The organism is Cellulophaga tyrosinoxydans, assembly GCF_900176415.1.
GTDB lineage: Bacteria > Bacteroidota > Bacteroidia > Flavobacteriales > Flavobacteriaceae > Cellulophaga > Cellulophaga tyrosinoxydans.
In genome coordinates, this window is record NZ_FWXO01000003.1 from 90,292 (window position 1) to 107,383 (window position 17,092).

At 33.1% G+C, this 17,092-nt stretch carries 10 protein-coding genes; 8 read left to right on the forward strand and 2 right to left on the reverse strand.

The features are described from left to right. Positions 1-24 precede the first annotated feature (24 nt). Positions 25-483 (reverse strand): Lrp/AsnC family transcriptional regulator, encoded by a 459-nt coding sequence (locus B8963_RS09975; RefSeq protein WP_084061380.1) that lies wholly within the window; start codon positions 481-483, stop codon positions 25-27. Positions 484-593: 110 nt separating this feature from the next. Here B8963_RS09975 and B8963_RS09980 point away from each other — a divergent pair, with 110 nt between their 5' ends. Continuing rightward, the gene (locus tag B8963_RS09980; RefSeq protein ID WP_084061381.1) at positions 594-980 is read left to right on the forward strand and encodes a hypothetical protein; all 387 of its coding nucleotides are present in this window, start codon (positions 594-596) and stop codon (positions 978-980) included. Positions 981-998: 18 nt separating this feature from the next. Here B8963_RS09980 and B8963_RS09985 read toward each other — a convergent pair whose 3' ends face one another. Next, complete coding sequence (locus tag B8963_RS09985; RefSeq protein ID WP_084061382.1) at positions 999-4,454, reverse strand: methylmalonyl-CoA mutase family protein; 3,456 nt, start codon at positions 4,452-4,454, stop codon at positions 999-1,001. A gap of 141 nt (positions 4,455-4,595) precedes the next feature. Here B8963_RS09985 and purU point away from each other — a divergent pair, with 141 nt between their 5' ends. From purU to B8963_RS10020, 7 genes are all read left to right on the forward strand, one after another. Then, complete coding sequence (gene purU, locus B8963_RS09990; protein WP_084061383.1) at positions 4,596-5,447, forward strand: formyltetrahydrofolate deformylase; 852 nt, start codon at positions 4,596-4,598, stop codon at positions 5,445-5,447. Positions 5,448-5,484: 37 nt separating this feature from the next. Beyond that, complete coding sequence (locus B8963_RS09995; RefSeq protein ID WP_084061384.1) at positions 5,485-6,192, forward strand: DUF4197 domain-containing protein; 708 nt, start codon at positions 5,485-5,487, stop codon at positions 6,190-6,192. 327 nt (positions 6,193-6,519) lie between these two features. Beyond that, entirely contained in the window at positions 6,520-7,857 is a 1,338-nt protein-coding gene (locus B8963_RS10000; protein WP_084061385.1) for a helix-turn-helix domain-containing protein, read from the forward strand. Between the two features lie 305 nt (positions 7,858-8,162). After that, positions 8,163-11,240 (forward strand): SusC/RagA family TonB-linked outer membrane protein, encoded by a 3,078-nt coding sequence (locus B8963_RS10005; RefSeq protein WP_084061386.1) that lies wholly within the window; start codon positions 8,163-8,165, stop codon positions 11,238-11,240. 9 nt (positions 11,241-11,249) lie between these two features. Beyond that, on the forward strand, positions 11,250-12,764 hold the full coding sequence (locus B8963_RS10010; protein ID WP_084061387.1) for a SusD/RagB family nutrient-binding outer membrane lipoprotein: 1,515 nt from the start codon (positions 11,250-11,252) through the stop codon (positions 12,762-12,764). An 11-nt stretch (positions 12,765-12,775) separates the two neighbouring features. After that, positions 12,776-13,666 (forward strand): hypothetical protein, encoded by an 891-nt coding sequence (locus tag B8963_RS10015; protein WP_143312508.1) that lies wholly within the window; start codon positions 12,776-12,778, stop codon positions 13,664-13,666. 390 nt (positions 13,667-14,056) lie between these two features. Then, the gene (locus tag B8963_RS10020) at positions 14,057-17,092 is read left to right on the forward strand and encodes a SusC/RagA family TonB-linked outer membrane protein (RefSeq protein ID WP_084061389.1); all 3,036 of its coding nucleotides are present in this window, start codon (positions 14,057-14,059) and stop codon (positions 17,090-17,092) included.

Here is a 17,092-nt window from a genome sequence, read left to right on the forward strand (position 1 = left end):
AACAAGTGTTCTTGTGCTTATTTATTAAATTTCCTTAGTCTTTTTTCCTATTGGAGCATCAGAAATAACCTCAGACAAAATTATATGTGTTCTAGTTTCGCCATACTGAATTAGTTTATCGATGAATTTTTCTAAATGAAATTGGTCTTTCAAAACCACCTCCATTATAATATTTTCATTACCTGTTATGCGATAACAATTAATTACCTCTTCAAAAGTTTTGACAGTTTCTAAAAATGGCTTTAATTTTCCCATAAAAGCACGTAAAGTAATTATTGCTTTTAATTGATAACCAGTTTGGGTATGAGACACTACTGCCTTGTATCCATTAATAATCCCAAGGTCTTCCATTTTTTTAATTCTCTCTGCAACAGCAGGAGGCGTTAAACCCACTTTTCTTCCAATATTTGCAAAGGATTCTCTGGCGTTTTTTTGGAGACTCTTTAAGATTCCCCAATTCAATTCATCTATCTTTTGATTCAAAGGTTTTTGATTTAAATAATTTATAATCTAAAGCTAATTTAGTAAAATACCATGTATTAATAAGATAATATTTCCAATCTCGTTGTAATTTTATAAAAAATTGCTCGAAAATGCCCTACAGAAATTTAAGTACACTTCCAGTATACAGGAAAGCTTTAGACTTATGCCATATAAGTAGAGAGATTGCTACTTATGTGAGCTATAATAAAGATTTATTGCATTTATACAAATCAGAAAGTCTAAGAGATATTATTGCTGATGCCATATTGACTGATGCTATTTTAATTCCTCAAAAAATAGAGTTAGCTGAACGTTGCGAATCTCCTAGTTTAAGAATTTCGACTATAAACCATATTAACACCATGACCAAAAACATACTTTCTTATTGCATGGGACTTGAGAAAGATGGTGTAAAAGAAAAAGAATATTTAAATCTTCTAAGAGAAGAACTAAAAATATTCAAAAAGACTTATAAAATTTGGAAACGCTCTTTGTAACAAGAGCGTTTTTTTTTACTACATATTTCTACGGTATTGTCCGCCTACTTTAAACAAAGCATTGGTAATTTGGCCTAATGAACTAACCTTTGTTATTTCCATTAATTTTTCAAACAAGTTTTCATTTTGCATAGCCGCTTTCTGAATTTTAGCAAGTGCTTTAGCAGATTTATCAAAATTTAATTCTTTTAAATTTTCTAAGGTTTCAATCTGTGCCTTTTTCTCCTCATCGGTAGCTCTAATTACTTCCATTGGCAACACCGTTGGGGAACCTTTAGAACTTAAAAAAGTATTTACCCCAATTATTGGGAATTCTCCTGTGTGCTTTAATGTTTCATAATACAAGCTTTCTTCCTGAATTTTAGAACGTTGATACATAGTTTCCATAGCACCTAAAACACCACCTCTTTCTGTGATTCTATCAAACTCTAATAATACTGCTTCTTCTACCAAATCGGTCAATTCTTCTATAATAAATGAACCTTGCAATGGATTTTCGTTTTTAGCTAATCCTAATTCTTTATTAATTATAAGTTGAATCGCCATTGCTCTACGAACGGATTCCTCTGTTGGTGTTGTAATTGCTTCATCATAAGCATTGGTATGCAATGAATTACAGTTGTCATAAATAGCATATAAAGCTTGTAACGTAGTTCGTATATCATTAAAATCTATTTCTTGAGCATGCAAACTACGCCCTGAAGTTTGAATATGATATTTAAGCATTTGCGCTCGTGGCCCCGCACCATATTTATTTTTCATGGCTTTTGCCCATATTTTTCGAGCAACACGACCTATAACTGCATATTCAGGATCAATACCGTTAGAAAAGAAAAATGATAAATTAGGCCCAAAAGCATTGATATCCATTCCCCTACTCAAATAATACTCTACATAAGTAAAGCCATTGGATAAGGTAAACGCTAATTGTGTGATAGGATTTGCACCTGCCTCCGCTATATGATAACCTGAAATTGAAACGGAATAAAAATTTCTAACCTGATTTTGGATAAAATATTCTTGCACATCTCCCATTAATCTAAGTGCAAATTCAGTAGAAAATATACAAGTGTTTTGTGCTTGATCTTCTTTTAAAATATCTGCCTGTACTGTTCCTCTTACTTCATGTAATGTTTTTGTTTTAATGGTGTTGTAAACATCTATTGGTAATACTTGATCTCCTGTAACACCCAAGAGCATTAAACCCAAGCCATTATTACCTTCAGGCAGCTCGCCTTTATAAGTAGGTCTTTTTTCTTCTTTACCTTTATAAATGGCAGCTATTTTATTGTCAATCTCTTTTTCTAAGCCATTTTCTTTGATATATTTCTCACAATTTTGATCTATTGCCGCATTTAAGAAAAACCCTAAGACCATAGGTGCTGGTCCATTAATTGTCATGCTTACCGAAGTCATTGCATTGGTCAAATCAAAACCAGAATATAGTTTTTTAGCATCATCTAAACAACAAACAGAAACTCCTGCATTACCTATTTTACCATAAATATCTGGACGAATATCTGGGTCATTACCATATAATGTAACCGAATCGAAAGCGGTGGATAATCGTTTTGCCGGCAAACCTAAACTTACATAATGAAAACGACGATTGGTTCGTTCTGGTCCTCCTTCACCTGCAAACATTCTAGTTGGATCTTCTCCTGTTCTTTTAAACGGATACAAACCTGCAGTATAAGGGAATTCCCCTGGTACATTCTCTTGAATCATCCAACCTAATAAATCTCCCCAAGCCTTATATTTAGGCAAAGCAACTTTAGGTATTTGTGTGTGTGAAAGTGATTCGGTATGTGTATCTAATTTTAATTCTTTATCACGCACCTTAAAAGTATAAACTGGATCTTTATAGGTTTTTACTTTTGCTTCCCAATTAAGTATGGACTCCCAATGGTACGGATCTAAATCTAATTTAACACGATCGAATTCCTTAATTAATAAAGACAAAAACTCTTTGTTTTCATTAGTAACTGGCACTTTTGCAATTTCGTCTTCATCTAAACCATTTTTAGATAAATACATTTGCTCTGAGGCATCTCCTTTAATATTCAATAGTGATAAAATAGCTTGAAAAATACCATAAAGTCGTTGTGCCACATCTACCTGCCCAATACCATTTTTATCATAATTTCTATTACTCTCAGCAATCTCAGACAAATAACGGGTGCGTGCAGGCGGAATCACAAAAGAATGCTCCCCATCTTCGGTCATGAAATCAAAACTAGAATGCAATGCTGCACCTGCTTTTTCTACTAATTTTTGCATGACCACTTTATACAATCTGTTGGTACCAGGATCATTAAACTGACTCGCCATTGTTCCGAAAATAGGCAAGTCATCTTGATGCGTATCCCAAAGGTTGTGATTGCGCATATACTGCTTTTTTACATCGCGCAAAGCATCAAGTGACCCTCTTTTATCAAATTTATTAATGGCTACAACATCAGCAAAATCGAGCATATCTATTTTCTCTAATTGTGTTGCGGCTCCAAACTCTGGCGTCATCACATATAAAGAAACATTGGAATGTTGAATAATTTCAGTATCGGATTGCCCGATACCAGAGGTTTCTAAGATGATTAAGTCAAACTCAGCAGCTTTCAATACTTGAACAGCTTCTTCTACATATTTAGATAACGCTAAATTAGATTGCCTAGTTGCCAGAGAACGCATATAAACCCGATCATTATTAATGGCATTCATCCGAATACGATCCCCGAGTAAAGCACCTCCAGTTTTTCTTTTAGACGGGTCAACCGACACTAAACCAATTCTTTTTTCAGGAAAATCGGTTAAAAAACGACGTACCAATTCATCTACCAAACTAGATTTACCAGAACCACCCGTACCTGTAATTCCTAATACAGGAATGGTGTCTGGCACTTTTACACCATTAAATTGCACCTTAAATTCTTCAGGTCTGTTTTCGGCTAAAGAAATTAATCTAGCTATGGTATTAATATCTTTTGACTTTAAAGCTTCTGTTACAGAGACCTTATTTGGTAATTTCAATGCTGGAACTGGAAAATCGCTTTGCATTACCAAATCGTTAATCATGCCCTGCAACCCCATTCTTCTGCCATCATCAGGAGAATAAATCCTTGCAATTCCGTAATCCATTAAGGTCTTAATTTCTTCAGGAAGAATCACTCCTCCACCTCCACCAAATATTTTGATATGCTCCGCGCCTCTTTCCTTTAGCAGATCGTACATATATCTAAAATACTCATTATGCCCACCTTGATAAGAGGTTAAAGCAATAGCGTTTACATCTTCTTGAATAGCACAATCCACCATTTCTTGAACACTGCGATCATGCCCTAAATGAATAACTTCAACGCCTGTGGCCTGAATAATTCTACGCATAATGTTTATAGCAGAATCATGTCCATCAAAAAGTGAAGCAGCAGTAACAATTCGTATTTTATGTTTCGGGGAATATGGTGTAATTTGTTCCATTAGCAATAAAAGGTGTTTTTAACCCCTGCAATTTACGAAAAACGCAAATATTATCTACTACTATTTGCAATATTGTAAAAATACCTATTCATTAGGTGCTATTCTTTTCAATATCATAATTTTACTGCTTAAATATTACTTGTGAAAACTACAATTTTAATACATTGCCCAGATAAATCCGGCATAATCTATACAGTAACAGGCTTTATTCATGCACAAGGTGGAAACATTATATATTTAGATCAGCATGTAGATAAAGCCACAGGTGAGCTTTTTATGAGAATAGAGAGTGAATTTTCAGAGGATCAATTAAGCCTATCTGCTTTTAAGAATAAATTTGATAGTGAATTAACTGACACGTACAAAATCAAGTGGAGCATTCATTCTGATGAAATAAAACCAAGAATGGGTTTATTTGTGTCTAAATACAATCATTGTTTATACGATTTACTTAGTAGATTTAACTCAGGTGAATTGGCTGTAGATATACCTTTTATAATAAGCAATCATACCGATTTAGAATTTGTTGCCAAACAATTTGATATTCCTTATTACTATATACCAGTTACAAAGGATACAAAAGCAGAAGCTGAAAATAAGCAATTAGAATTGTTAGAAAAATACGAAATAGACTTTGTTGTTCTTGCAAGATATATGCAAATAGTAACTAGTAAAATAATAGATCGTTATCCAAACAAAATAATCAATATTCACCATTCATTTTTACCAGCCTTTGCAGGTGCCAAACCATATCACGCCGCATTTAAAAGAGGTGTTAAAATTATTGGAGCTACAGGCCATTATGTTACCGAAGAATTAGATGCTGGTCCAATAATTGAACAGGATACAACAACAGTTTCTCACACCCACACCATTGAAGACTTTATAGCTAAAGGTCGCGATTTGGAAAAAATAGTACTATCAAGAGCTGTCAAATTGCATATACAACGAAAAACTATGGTTTATAATAATAAAACAGTTATTTTCTCTTAAATTCCAGTAATACAATCGAATTAAAATACATTTTTAAATGAAAAATAAAATTTTAACATTTAGTCTTTGCCTTTTCTTTTTTAGTTGTAACGAATTACAACAAGTAGTAAATCAACTACCACAAGGAGGCGTTATTGGAAACGATCAAATAGCAAGTGGTTTGCGAGAAGCTCTAAATTTTGGCATAGAAAAACAAGTGACTAAATTAACGCAGACAGATGGTTTCTTTAAAAATGAAATGGTAAAAATACTATTGCCTGAAGAATTACAAAAAGTAGATAACACTTTACGTAAAATGGGGTTAAGCAACTTAGCTGATGAAGGACTAAAAGTTTTAAACCGTGCAGCAGAAGATGCAGTACAAGAAGCTACACCAATTTTTGTAAATGCAGTCAAGGGAATTACGTTTAATGATGCCAAACAAATTTTGCTTGGTAGTGACGATGCTGCAACAAATTATTTAAAATCTACAACTGAAACACAATTGTATGCGTCTTTTAATCCAGTTATAAAAAATTCATTTGAAAAAGTTGGCGCTGATCAAGTATGGAATAATTTAATAACCAAGTATAATGATATTCCATTTGTAACTAAGGTCAATCCTGATTTAACAGATTATGTTACACAACAAGCTTTGAAAGGTGTATACACCATGATATCTGTAGAAGAAAAGGAAATTAGAACTAAAACAGCCTCAAGAACCACAGCGTTATTACAAAAAGTTTTTGCCCTACAAGACAAGTAACTTGTTTAAAATAAAACCATTAAGACACAATAACTTAAAAAAAGACTCGTTATATAGCTATACAGTATTATTAACAATTAGCTAAGGTTAGCTTAACCTATTGGAGTTAATTTGATACTACTTTTGAAAAATAATATTTGAGTTAAGTAATTTTTTGAGTTAGTTAGTCTAAAACCGGTGGGAGCACCGGTTTTTTTTATTTTGTATTATTCTTAAACACCTGTATTCTTTAAAGAAAATCAAAATTTTAACTCGATTTTAAGAGAAGTACAATAATATTATTGCAAAAGAACCACTACTTTTACGAATTCCTAAAATATACAATAAGTGCAAAAAGTACTATTCTTTTTTGGATGTTTCTTTATCCTTACAACCACATATTCTATTACCAATACACTTAAAAGCCAGAAACAAAATTACTTTCAAAAAGTTGAATTTATACTCAACACTACTAATAGTAATTCTTCCAGCCATGATGTAATGGTAACTTATTCATTATTATTTAAGAATATTAGTATTGCACAAGACCTATATTCAAATACAGAGAGCGAAAGTTCTGTTATTTTTAAAGAACCTGATAATAGCATTCAAAAGAATTTTATTAATTGGCTATTTATATTAAATGCTATATTAGGAATCTTTATAGCACTGCGGATTATTTTAAAACACACACGCACAAATTCTAATAATTTATACTTCGGAATTTTTCTAACTGGTGTTTCTTTAATGCTGCTAGAATTAGCTTTATTTTGGTGGGAAGGACTTAATTACAACCCAAGAATATCATTTTTTAGAGTGCAATTTTATCTTTGGATTCCTTCATTATTTCTATATCTAAAGAATAATATTAAAAAAACAGCAACAAACAATAAACTCGAAATTATAGCACATTATATTCCGAGTATAATTATACTAGTCTGTGCGCTTATCGTTTATACCTCTTCATCAGAAATAGCCCTAGACCTAATTAATAGTCTAAGCTTAAAAGCCATACATACAACCATCTATTTAATCTTATTAATTTATTTTGGACTTAAACACAAGAAAGAAATACAAAAAATAAATAAAAATTGGCTTATCACTTTAATTGTATTCACCTCTATTGTTTTAGTTCTATTAATTACTAGAGCCTTATTCTCTAATGATATCACAGTAAATACATTAACCATTTACTTTGCTGCAATTCTCTTTTCCATTTTCATTAATATTATTAGTATAATTCTATTTCTACAATCTAACATTATTGTTAACGACATAGAAAACTTTGATAAAGAAAAATATAAAAATTCTGGGTTAACTACAGACATGCTTAAGTCATTAAAAATTCAATTAGAAGAGCTACTTAAGAATAAGAAGGTGTTCCTTGACAACAATTTAACCTTAGAAGATCTTGCCAATAAATTAAACACCGATCGCTACAGTCTTTCACAAACAATTAATCAGGAGTTTGGCAAAAACTATTATGAGCTAATCAATGATTACAGAGTTAATGAAGCGGTTAGAATTATTCATGATTCTAAGAAAGATATTTTAATTAGTGACCTTATTTTTGAATCTGGATTTAACAACAAAGTCTCATTTTATAAAGCATTTAAAAAGAGACACAACAAAACTCCTCTTGAATACCAAAAATTGGCGGCAAAAGAAAATAAAAATCTTCTTTAACAGATTATTATCTTAAAATTTTAACAATTAGCAAACGATTTGCAAAGTTCTAAAAATGAATAATTTAGAAGATTTGTAAATGGTAATTTCCATCGGGAATAGTTTACTTAGGTCGGAAATTAACTATAAGCAACTCCACTTTCATTCTTTTGCAAGTAGGTTTTAAAGCTAGTTGAAAAATCACAAGTGATTCCATTTACTGATGATTCATTTTTTATTTGAATTAGTTACTCCTTAAAAAATTAGACTAGCTTTTTAAACCTACTATAGACTAATTATTAATAACTAACTCAAAATTAATCTTCATGAGAATTAAGTATTTTTTATTTCTTAAGATTTTTCTATTGTCTTTGATGATTCATGGACAACAGAAAACAATCACTGGTACGGTAACGGATCAGTCAAGCTTGCCACTTCCAGGAGCAAGTGTATTAGTAAAAGGTTCCACATTAGGAACACAAACCGATTTTGATGGTAATTATTCCATTAATGCAAAAACAGGAGATGTATTGATCTTCTCTTACATTGGTCAAAAAACTGTTGAGAAAACCATTGGTGCATCCAACACAATTAATGTAACATTATTAGAAGATGCACAAGCATTAGAAGAGGTTGTTGTTACAGCATTAGGTATTGAAAGAAAACCAAAAGAATTATCTTATTCAGTTTCTAAATTGGATAATGATGAAGTAACGAAAACAAAAGCAGTGAACGTTGCCACTGCAATGGTTGGTAAGGTATCTGGTTTACAGATTAATACCGTAAACAACGGAGCAAACCCTAATACTAGAGTAGTATTGAGAGGTAACCGTTCATTATTAGGTAATAACGAAGCCCTTATTGTAGTTGATGGGTTCCCATCATCTAGAGGTGTGCTTGATCGTATTAACCCTAATGATATTGAAAACATAAGTGTCTTAAAAGGTGCTAATGCGTCTGCTCTTTACGGCTCGGAAGCATCCAACGGTGTACTCGTGATTACAACTAAAAAAGGTAAGGGAAAGTTAAAAGCAACTTATGTAACATCTTATCAGGCAGAAAGTGTAGCGTATTTACCGGAACTTCAAGACCAATTTGGTGCTGGCGGATTTCCTGATGGAACCCTTTATCCTCTCGAAAATGTTGCATGGGGTCCTAGATATGATGGTCAATTAGTTGATGCAAGTGAAACCTTAGATGATGGCCGTGTTTGGCAAGTACCTTACAGTCCAATAAAAAATAATCATAAAAACTTTTTTGATACGGGTTCAACAATTCGTCATGGAATTACTTTAAGTGGTGGTGATGAAACTGGTGATTTTTTACTATCTCTAGACCAAGTAAATACAAAAGGTACAGTACCAAATGACACATATAATAGAACCAATGTACGTTTAAAAGCTAGTCGTGAATTTAATAGACTTAAAGTTAGCGGTAACTTATCGTTCTTTAGATCACATGCAAATCTTGTTGGTAACGGCGGCCGCCAAGATAGACCTGTTTATTGGAACGTTTTAAACACACCTTTACACTTACCTTTAGATCAACTAAAAAACTGGAGAACAGGAGAATTTACTAGAAATGAAGTTTCTTACTACCGTTTTTATGAAAACCCTTGGTTTATTGTAGATACCCAAAGAGAAAAAACTGACTATCAAGAATTTAATTTATTAACCACAATAGATTATAAAGTAAATGATTGGTTAACCATTTCTAACAATTCAGGATATACAGGAGGAAACGAAACATTTAAAAGAGAATTTGGCGCATATACATATGCTTTTGAACTTCAAAGTACGTATGCCTCTATGGATCCTTATGGAGCTAGAACAAGAGATGATTTATCGAATTCTTCTCGATTTAACAATGATTTATTGTTAAAATTTAATCCTGAGTTTTCAGATTCTTTTTCTCTTAATGCTATATTAGGTCAGAACACAAGAATACAATCATCTAGCACTATTAATGTAGCTGGTAATGATTTAATTATTCCTGATTTTTATAATGTTTCTACTAGAACAGGAGATTTAATAGGAGGGCAATCTTCTTCATTTTATAGAAAATTAGGGGTATATGGTGATTTAACACTTGGTTTTAATGACTATTTATTTTTAAACCTTACAGCAAGAAATGATTGGTCTTCAACTCTACCAGCAAATAATCAATCGTTCTTCTATCCTGGTGCCGGTCTTTCTTTTATAGCTACCGATGCATTACCTAGTATTAAAACAGACCAAGGGTTAAGTTACTTAAAACTTAACTTTAACATAACAAAAACAGGTAATGATCCAGGTGTTTACGCAACTGCTAATACCTTTTTTGCTCCAGCTAATTTCCCTTATGGTAGTATAACTGGTTTATCACAATCAAGCAGAGACACAGATCCTAATTTAGGTCCTGAGTTTACAAGGTCTATTGAGGCTGGATTTGAAATAAAGTTTTTCAGAAACAGGTTAAATCTTGACTTAACTGCTTATAAAACAAATACAACTGATCAGATTGTTCCTGTATCAACTTCTTTGGCATCAGGTGCATCAAGTAGTTTAATCAACATTGGTGAAATTGAAAACAGAGGTTTAGAAATAGACTTAAAAGGAACTATATTAAGATCTGATAATTTTACATGGGATATGGGTATTAATTATACTGGTCAAGATTCTGAAGTTATCAGTATTTCTGAAGGTGTTGATGAATTAGAAATTGGTGGTTTTTCTGACGCACAAGTAATTGCAAAAGTAGGGCAGCCTTATCCACAACTTAGAACATCTGATTACACTAGAGATGATCAAGGTAGAGTAATTGTAGGTGCTAATGGAGATCCTATAAGAGATGCACAATTTTCTACTCAAGGACAAACTGCTCCTAAATTTATTATGGGTTTAAATACGAATATTAGATACAAAAACTGGAGTTTTTATGCGGTTGCAGATTACAGAACTGGGCATGTATTTTTTAATGATATCGTAAATGCATTAGAATTTACCGGATTAACTAAACACAGTGCTAGTGCTGGAAGACAGCCATTTGTATTTCCTAATTCAGTTTATTCTGATGGTAATGGTGGTTTTGTACCTAATACTGATCGATTAACATCTGGAGGTGGTAATGCATTTTGGGATGCTTACGGTGATGTAAGATCGAATTATGTGACGGATGCGACTACCCTCAAAATTAGAGAAGTTTCTTTTTCTTACACATTTGACGCTAAAGTTTTAGAGCAACTTGGAATTGAAAACCTTTCAATGGGCTTATTTGGAAGAAACTTGTTTACTTTCAGACCTAAAGATAACGTTTATACAGATCCAGAATTTAACTTTACTACAGGTAACGCTATTGGCGTAGGTACACAATCACAAACACCACCTACCAGACAATATGGTATTAACTTGAACATAACTTTTTAAAAAAAAAATATGAAAACAAATAAATTTATAACATTTACACTACTTATATTATCCATGCTGGTGGTATCCGTTAGTTGTAGTGAGTTTTTAGATGTCAATGAAAATCCAAATGATCCGGCGATTTCAACACCTAGTTTAACTTTACCAGTTGCGCAAGCAAGTCTTGCAAGTTTAAACGCAACAAGTATGACATATCTAGGCCAATCTATTGCTTACAACTGGGCAACACCATCTAACTGGTCTGCTAATGGAGATTTAACAAGGTATGCGATAACTACAGGTTTTTATTCTAACATTTTTGAAACCTCGTATGTTAATATTTTCAAAAATCTTACTTATATAGAAACGTATGAAGATCCAACTGGTGCTGTTGACTACAGTGCATACCAAGTAATTTCTAAAACATTGAAAGGTTTTCAATACCAGTATTTAGTAGATTTATATGGTGATGTACCTTACACAGAAGCTAATCAAAGAGGTGCTAACACAACACCAAAGTATGATGATGCTGAAACAGTTTATAAAGCAAACATTGATGCTTTAACAGCGGCAGCTAATTTAGCTCTTAATTTACCTAGCAATGCTGAAAATCCTGACACAAAAGACATTATTTTTGGTGGTGATATGCAACATTGGGCAGAATTTGCTAATACAATTAAATTAAGAATGCTAGTGCGTTTAAGTAATACTGGCCAAGATGCTTACATTCGTGAGCAAATAGCTTTAATTGATGCTAATGGTGCTGGTTATATTACTGCTGATGTAAACTCTAATCCTGGATATTCAGATGCTGAAAACAGACAAAGTCCTTTCTATGGTTATTTTAGAAATGTAAACACAAATTTACAAACTAATAGAGGTGACTACACTGTAGGTAGCGATTTTACGATTGACTACTTAACGAACACTAATGATGATCGGTTGGAAAGATTATATACAGGAGCAGCTAATGGTGGCGCCTTCAAAGGAGCTCCACAATCTACTATCCTTCCAGGAACTGGATTCACAAGTGACGATTTAGCTAAAGTTGGACCAGGACTTTTAAAAAGTGCCGACCAAGATCAACCTATTATGCTATTATCAGAAGCTCTATTATTGCAGTCCGAAGCTATAGTAAGAGGTTATATTGCTGGTACTGATGCCGATGCTCAAGCTTTATATGAAGAGGCTATTGAAGAATCTTATATATATTTAGGTGTTGGAGCAACCAATGCTGCATCTGTAACAGCAGCACAGACTTATTACGGACAAAATACCAATAACATCTCTTGGGCAGCTTCTTCTGATAAAATCGCAGCAATTATAAATCAAAAATGGATTGCATTAAACGGTACTTCATCAATTGAATTATGGATAGAAAAAACCAGAACCGGATTCCCTGCTAATTTACCAATACCTGCTGAATCTGGGGGAGTTAGACCTGTTAGCTTATTATATCCAAGTTCAGAGATCGGTAGAAATTCAAATAATGTTCCCGCACAAACAGCAGCAGATGCGTTTACTAACAATCCATTTTGGAAATAAAAATAAAAGCAATGAAAAATATAATTAATAAATTTAATGTTTTAGCATGCATTGTGCTAACAACTATGTTTATATCTTGTGATGCGATACTTGACCAAGATGAAACTGATTTTGGAAAAGGACCTATTTTAGCTCAATTCGAAAGTCCAAAAGGAGAAATTAATATCATTAAAGATCCAACAGTCACTTCAATAGATTATGAAATTCCTATTACTTTTTTTGGAGGACTTAATGTTCCTTTAGATAGAGATGTTCAAGTTACTATTGCAACTAGCCCAAACTCTGCTGCTAAAGAAGGTGTTGAATTTGAATTAACTACAACAACATTCACAATTCCTGCAGGACAAAAAGTTGCAAATGCATCAATAAAAATCTTACCAGCTAATTTAGTTGCTTTTGATTTTAAGGATATTGTTCTTGAAATTACTGATTCATCAGAATCAGTTTCTGATAATAATACTTTTGCGCTTACAGTAAAAGCATTAGATGCCAACACACTTGCTGGCACCTATACCGTTGAAGAAGGACTTTATAGTCTAAGAGCTGGCACTCCTTCTAGTTTTGCCGGAAGAAAAGTAGTAATATCTGCAATAAGTCCAGGGCTTTATGCACATCCAGGTATTGGCCCGTTTGATGGTGGAGGTACTTATTATTTTACTGTAGATGATGCAACAGGTTTTATAACTATTTTACCAAACGATTTAGAAGGTGAACCAACTTTACTAAATGGATCTCCTATAATGACTTGTGCTGGTGGCCAATTTGAAAAATTTACTTGTGATAATACTACAAATAAAGCTACACTAATGCCTAATGGCAAACATATTGTCGAAACCACTACTGGTTATTTCAGAGGAGTTGGTCAGACTAGAGAATTTTATGAAAGATTAGTAAGGGATTAAATCAAACCTTTTAATTTTATTGAGAATAAAAGAAAGAAGCAGTCTGTTAAAACAACTGCTTCTTTTTATGCTAAAAAAAATACACTATCTAACATTTAAAATCACATACTAACAAAAAATATAGTTTAGTTTTTAGTAAGATTTCCATTAAAATATTTTGAATATTTTTTATTGAGTGAGTAATTTGAGTTAGTTAGTCTAAAACCGGTGGGAGCACCGGTTTTTTTATGTCAAAAAATTATGGTTTTAATTATTATATACCATTTTTCATGTCATTTTTTTTGCAGAAAAATAAAAGAAGCTAACACTTCAAAACATTTATGATAATAGTTTTGCTGCATTAAGACTTTTTTATGAATTTAGATGTACTAATTCATAAAAAACTTAAAGATGAAAACAAAACTTCATGTATTTCTGAAGGTGCTAATTCTACTGCTACTTCAAGTTACTTTCGGTCAGGAAAAAACTATTTCTGGCTCAGTAAATGATCAACAAGGTCTACCTCTTCCTGGAGTAAATGTACTTATTAAAGGAAGTACTAGTGGTACCCAAACCGATTTTGATGGTAATTATTCCATTAGAGCAAAATCAGGAGATATACTGGTTTTCTCATATTTAGGTCAAAAAACGGTAGAACAAGTTGTAGGTTCTCAAAATACAATTAATGTACAACTAGAAGAAGACGCATCTCAACTAGAAGAGGTTATTGTTGTAGGTTATGGAACTCAAAGTAAACGAACACTTACAGACAATATTTCTAAATTAACCTCTGACGATATCTCAGAAGTTCCTAATCCTAACTTACAAAACGCTTTAGTTGCAAAAGCAGCAGGGGTTCAAGTAACACAAACCAATGGTAAAGTTGAAGGAGGAATAAATATTAGAGTTCGTGGTGCTGCGAGTGTGAGTGGCGGTACACAACCTCTATATGTATTAGATGGTATTCCTTTAATTGATCCTACTGGAGGTCGCACAGATATTGGAAATGGCGCACCAACAAACCCTTTATTAACTTTAAGTGCGAATGAAATTGAGTCTATTGATATTTTAAAAGATGCTTCTTCTGCAGCTATTTATGGTGCAAGAGGTGCCAATGGTGTTGTACTTATAACAACCAAAAGAGGAAAACAAGGTAAAGCTAAATTTAGTCTAAACGTATCACAAGGTTTTAGTGAACCTACAAACACAAGAAAATGGCTAAATTCAGCGCAGTATATTGAACTTTTTACAGAGGCTGGAAGAAACAGTCCATTCTTTACTCCTGAGGAAGGGCAAGCTGAAGCGGAAGCAACTTTCGATTTTCTAGCGGGTGATACAGATTGGAGAAGTGGTGAAGTTGACACTAATTGGTCGGATATAGCTTTTCAGAATGGATATCAGTCCGACGCTGATTTTTCTATGTCTGGTGCCGATGCAAAAACAGCCTATTTCTTTTCTGGTGCCTATAATAATACCACTGGTATAATCAGAGGTAATGAATTAGAACGTGCAAATGCAAGAGTAAATCTTAGTCATCAGCTAACCACAAAGTTCAAAGCAGGCATGAACATGAGTTTTTCAAGAACTGAGATTGATCGTATCGCAAATGACAATGCATTCTCAACACCACTTCAGGCAATTGCTCAATCACCTCTTTCTCCGGCAAGACTTGATGATGGCACACCAAATCCAGGTACTTTATATGGAAACTTCTTGTTAGATGCAGAAAATGCGTTTTTTAAAACTATAATTCGCAGAACAGTAGGTAAAGCATATGGTGAATATAAATTTTTACCATCTTTAAGCCTTAACTCTGATTTCTCATACGATCTTTTTTCTCAAACAGAAGATAATTTCAGAGGTCAGAATGCTCTTTTTCAATCAACTAATGGAGAGGCTTTCGCTTCTGATTTAGGTTCAGAAAGTTACACTTTTAGTAATTATGCTACTTTTGACAAACTTTTCAATGACCGACACAATATAAATGTTGTCGCTGGTACTGAATTTATTAAATACAATCGTAGAATTACAAGTGTTACGAGCCAACAATTCCCATCTGACGATTTATCGACAGTTAGTGGAGGTGCTGAAGTAACAGCAGGTACTGGAGTTAACTTAAAAAGTTCATTTTTATCCTATTTCGCGAGAGCTACATATGATTTAGATGGTAAATATTTATTAAAGGCGAGTATTCGTCGCGATGGTTCCTCAAGATTTGGTAGCAATGTACGATTTGGTACTTTTCCTGCTTTTTCTGGAGGGTGGATCATTAGTGAAGAAGATTTCTTAAAAAGTTCAGAAACCCTTAGCTTTTTAAAACTGAGAGCAAGTTGGGGTAAATTAGGAAATGCTGACATAGGTGGTGATTATCCTTCTCTATTTTTATTCTCTGGAGTTTCTTACAATCAACGTCCAGGTTTAGCCCCTGCTCAACCAGGTAATTCAAATTTAACATGGGAACAATCTGAACAGTCAGATTTTGGTGTGGAATTCGGATTTTTAGATAATCGTATTTCTGGAGAATTGGATTATTATAAAAAAGATACAAAAGATTTATTATTCAGTGTACCACTAGTACCTAGTAGTGGAGCATCAAGTATTAATCAAAACATTGGAACATTAGCAGGACAAGGTATAGAGTTTGTTTTAAACACTAAAAACATACAAACTGATAATTTTAGTTGGTCCACTAATTTTAATATAAGCAAAAACACCAATGAATTAAAGTCCTTACCGAATGAAAATGCCGATATAGTAACAGGAAGGCACATTAACCGAGTTGGAGAAAGCGTTGCTGCATTTTATCTTAGAGAATATGCCGGAGTTGATCCAGCTAACGGAGATGCACTTTACTATTTAAACACCGAAAACCCAGATGGTTCAATCAATAGAGATACTACAAATGATCCTGATGAAGCACAACGTGTTGTTGCTGGGAATCCATTTCCAGAACTAACTGCAGGTTTAACGAACACCTTATTATTTGATAATTTCGATTTCACCTTTACTTTTCAAGGCGAATGGGGAGCAAGTATATACAATGGTGGTGGTATATACCAATCTGTAAATGCAGATTATTTTGACAATCAAAGTATTGACCAATTAAATAGATGGCAACAACCAGGAGATATTACCAATATTCCTCAAGCTAGATTGTATGCTGGTAATGGTACAGCTCACTCAACTCGCTTTTTAGGAGATGCTGATTTTATTAGACTTAGAAATATAAGTTTAGGGTATTCTTTACCAAATACAGTAATTGATAAAATGGGATTAAGCAAACTTAGAGTTTACCTAACAGCAATCAATTTATTGACTATTACTAACTATCCTTTTGAAGATCCTGAAGCGAGAAGTGATGTAGATGGTCAAAATACACCAGGTGAAACATTCTATTCATCTCCTCCAGCGAAAACAGTAACCGTAGGTGTTAATATTAATTTTTAA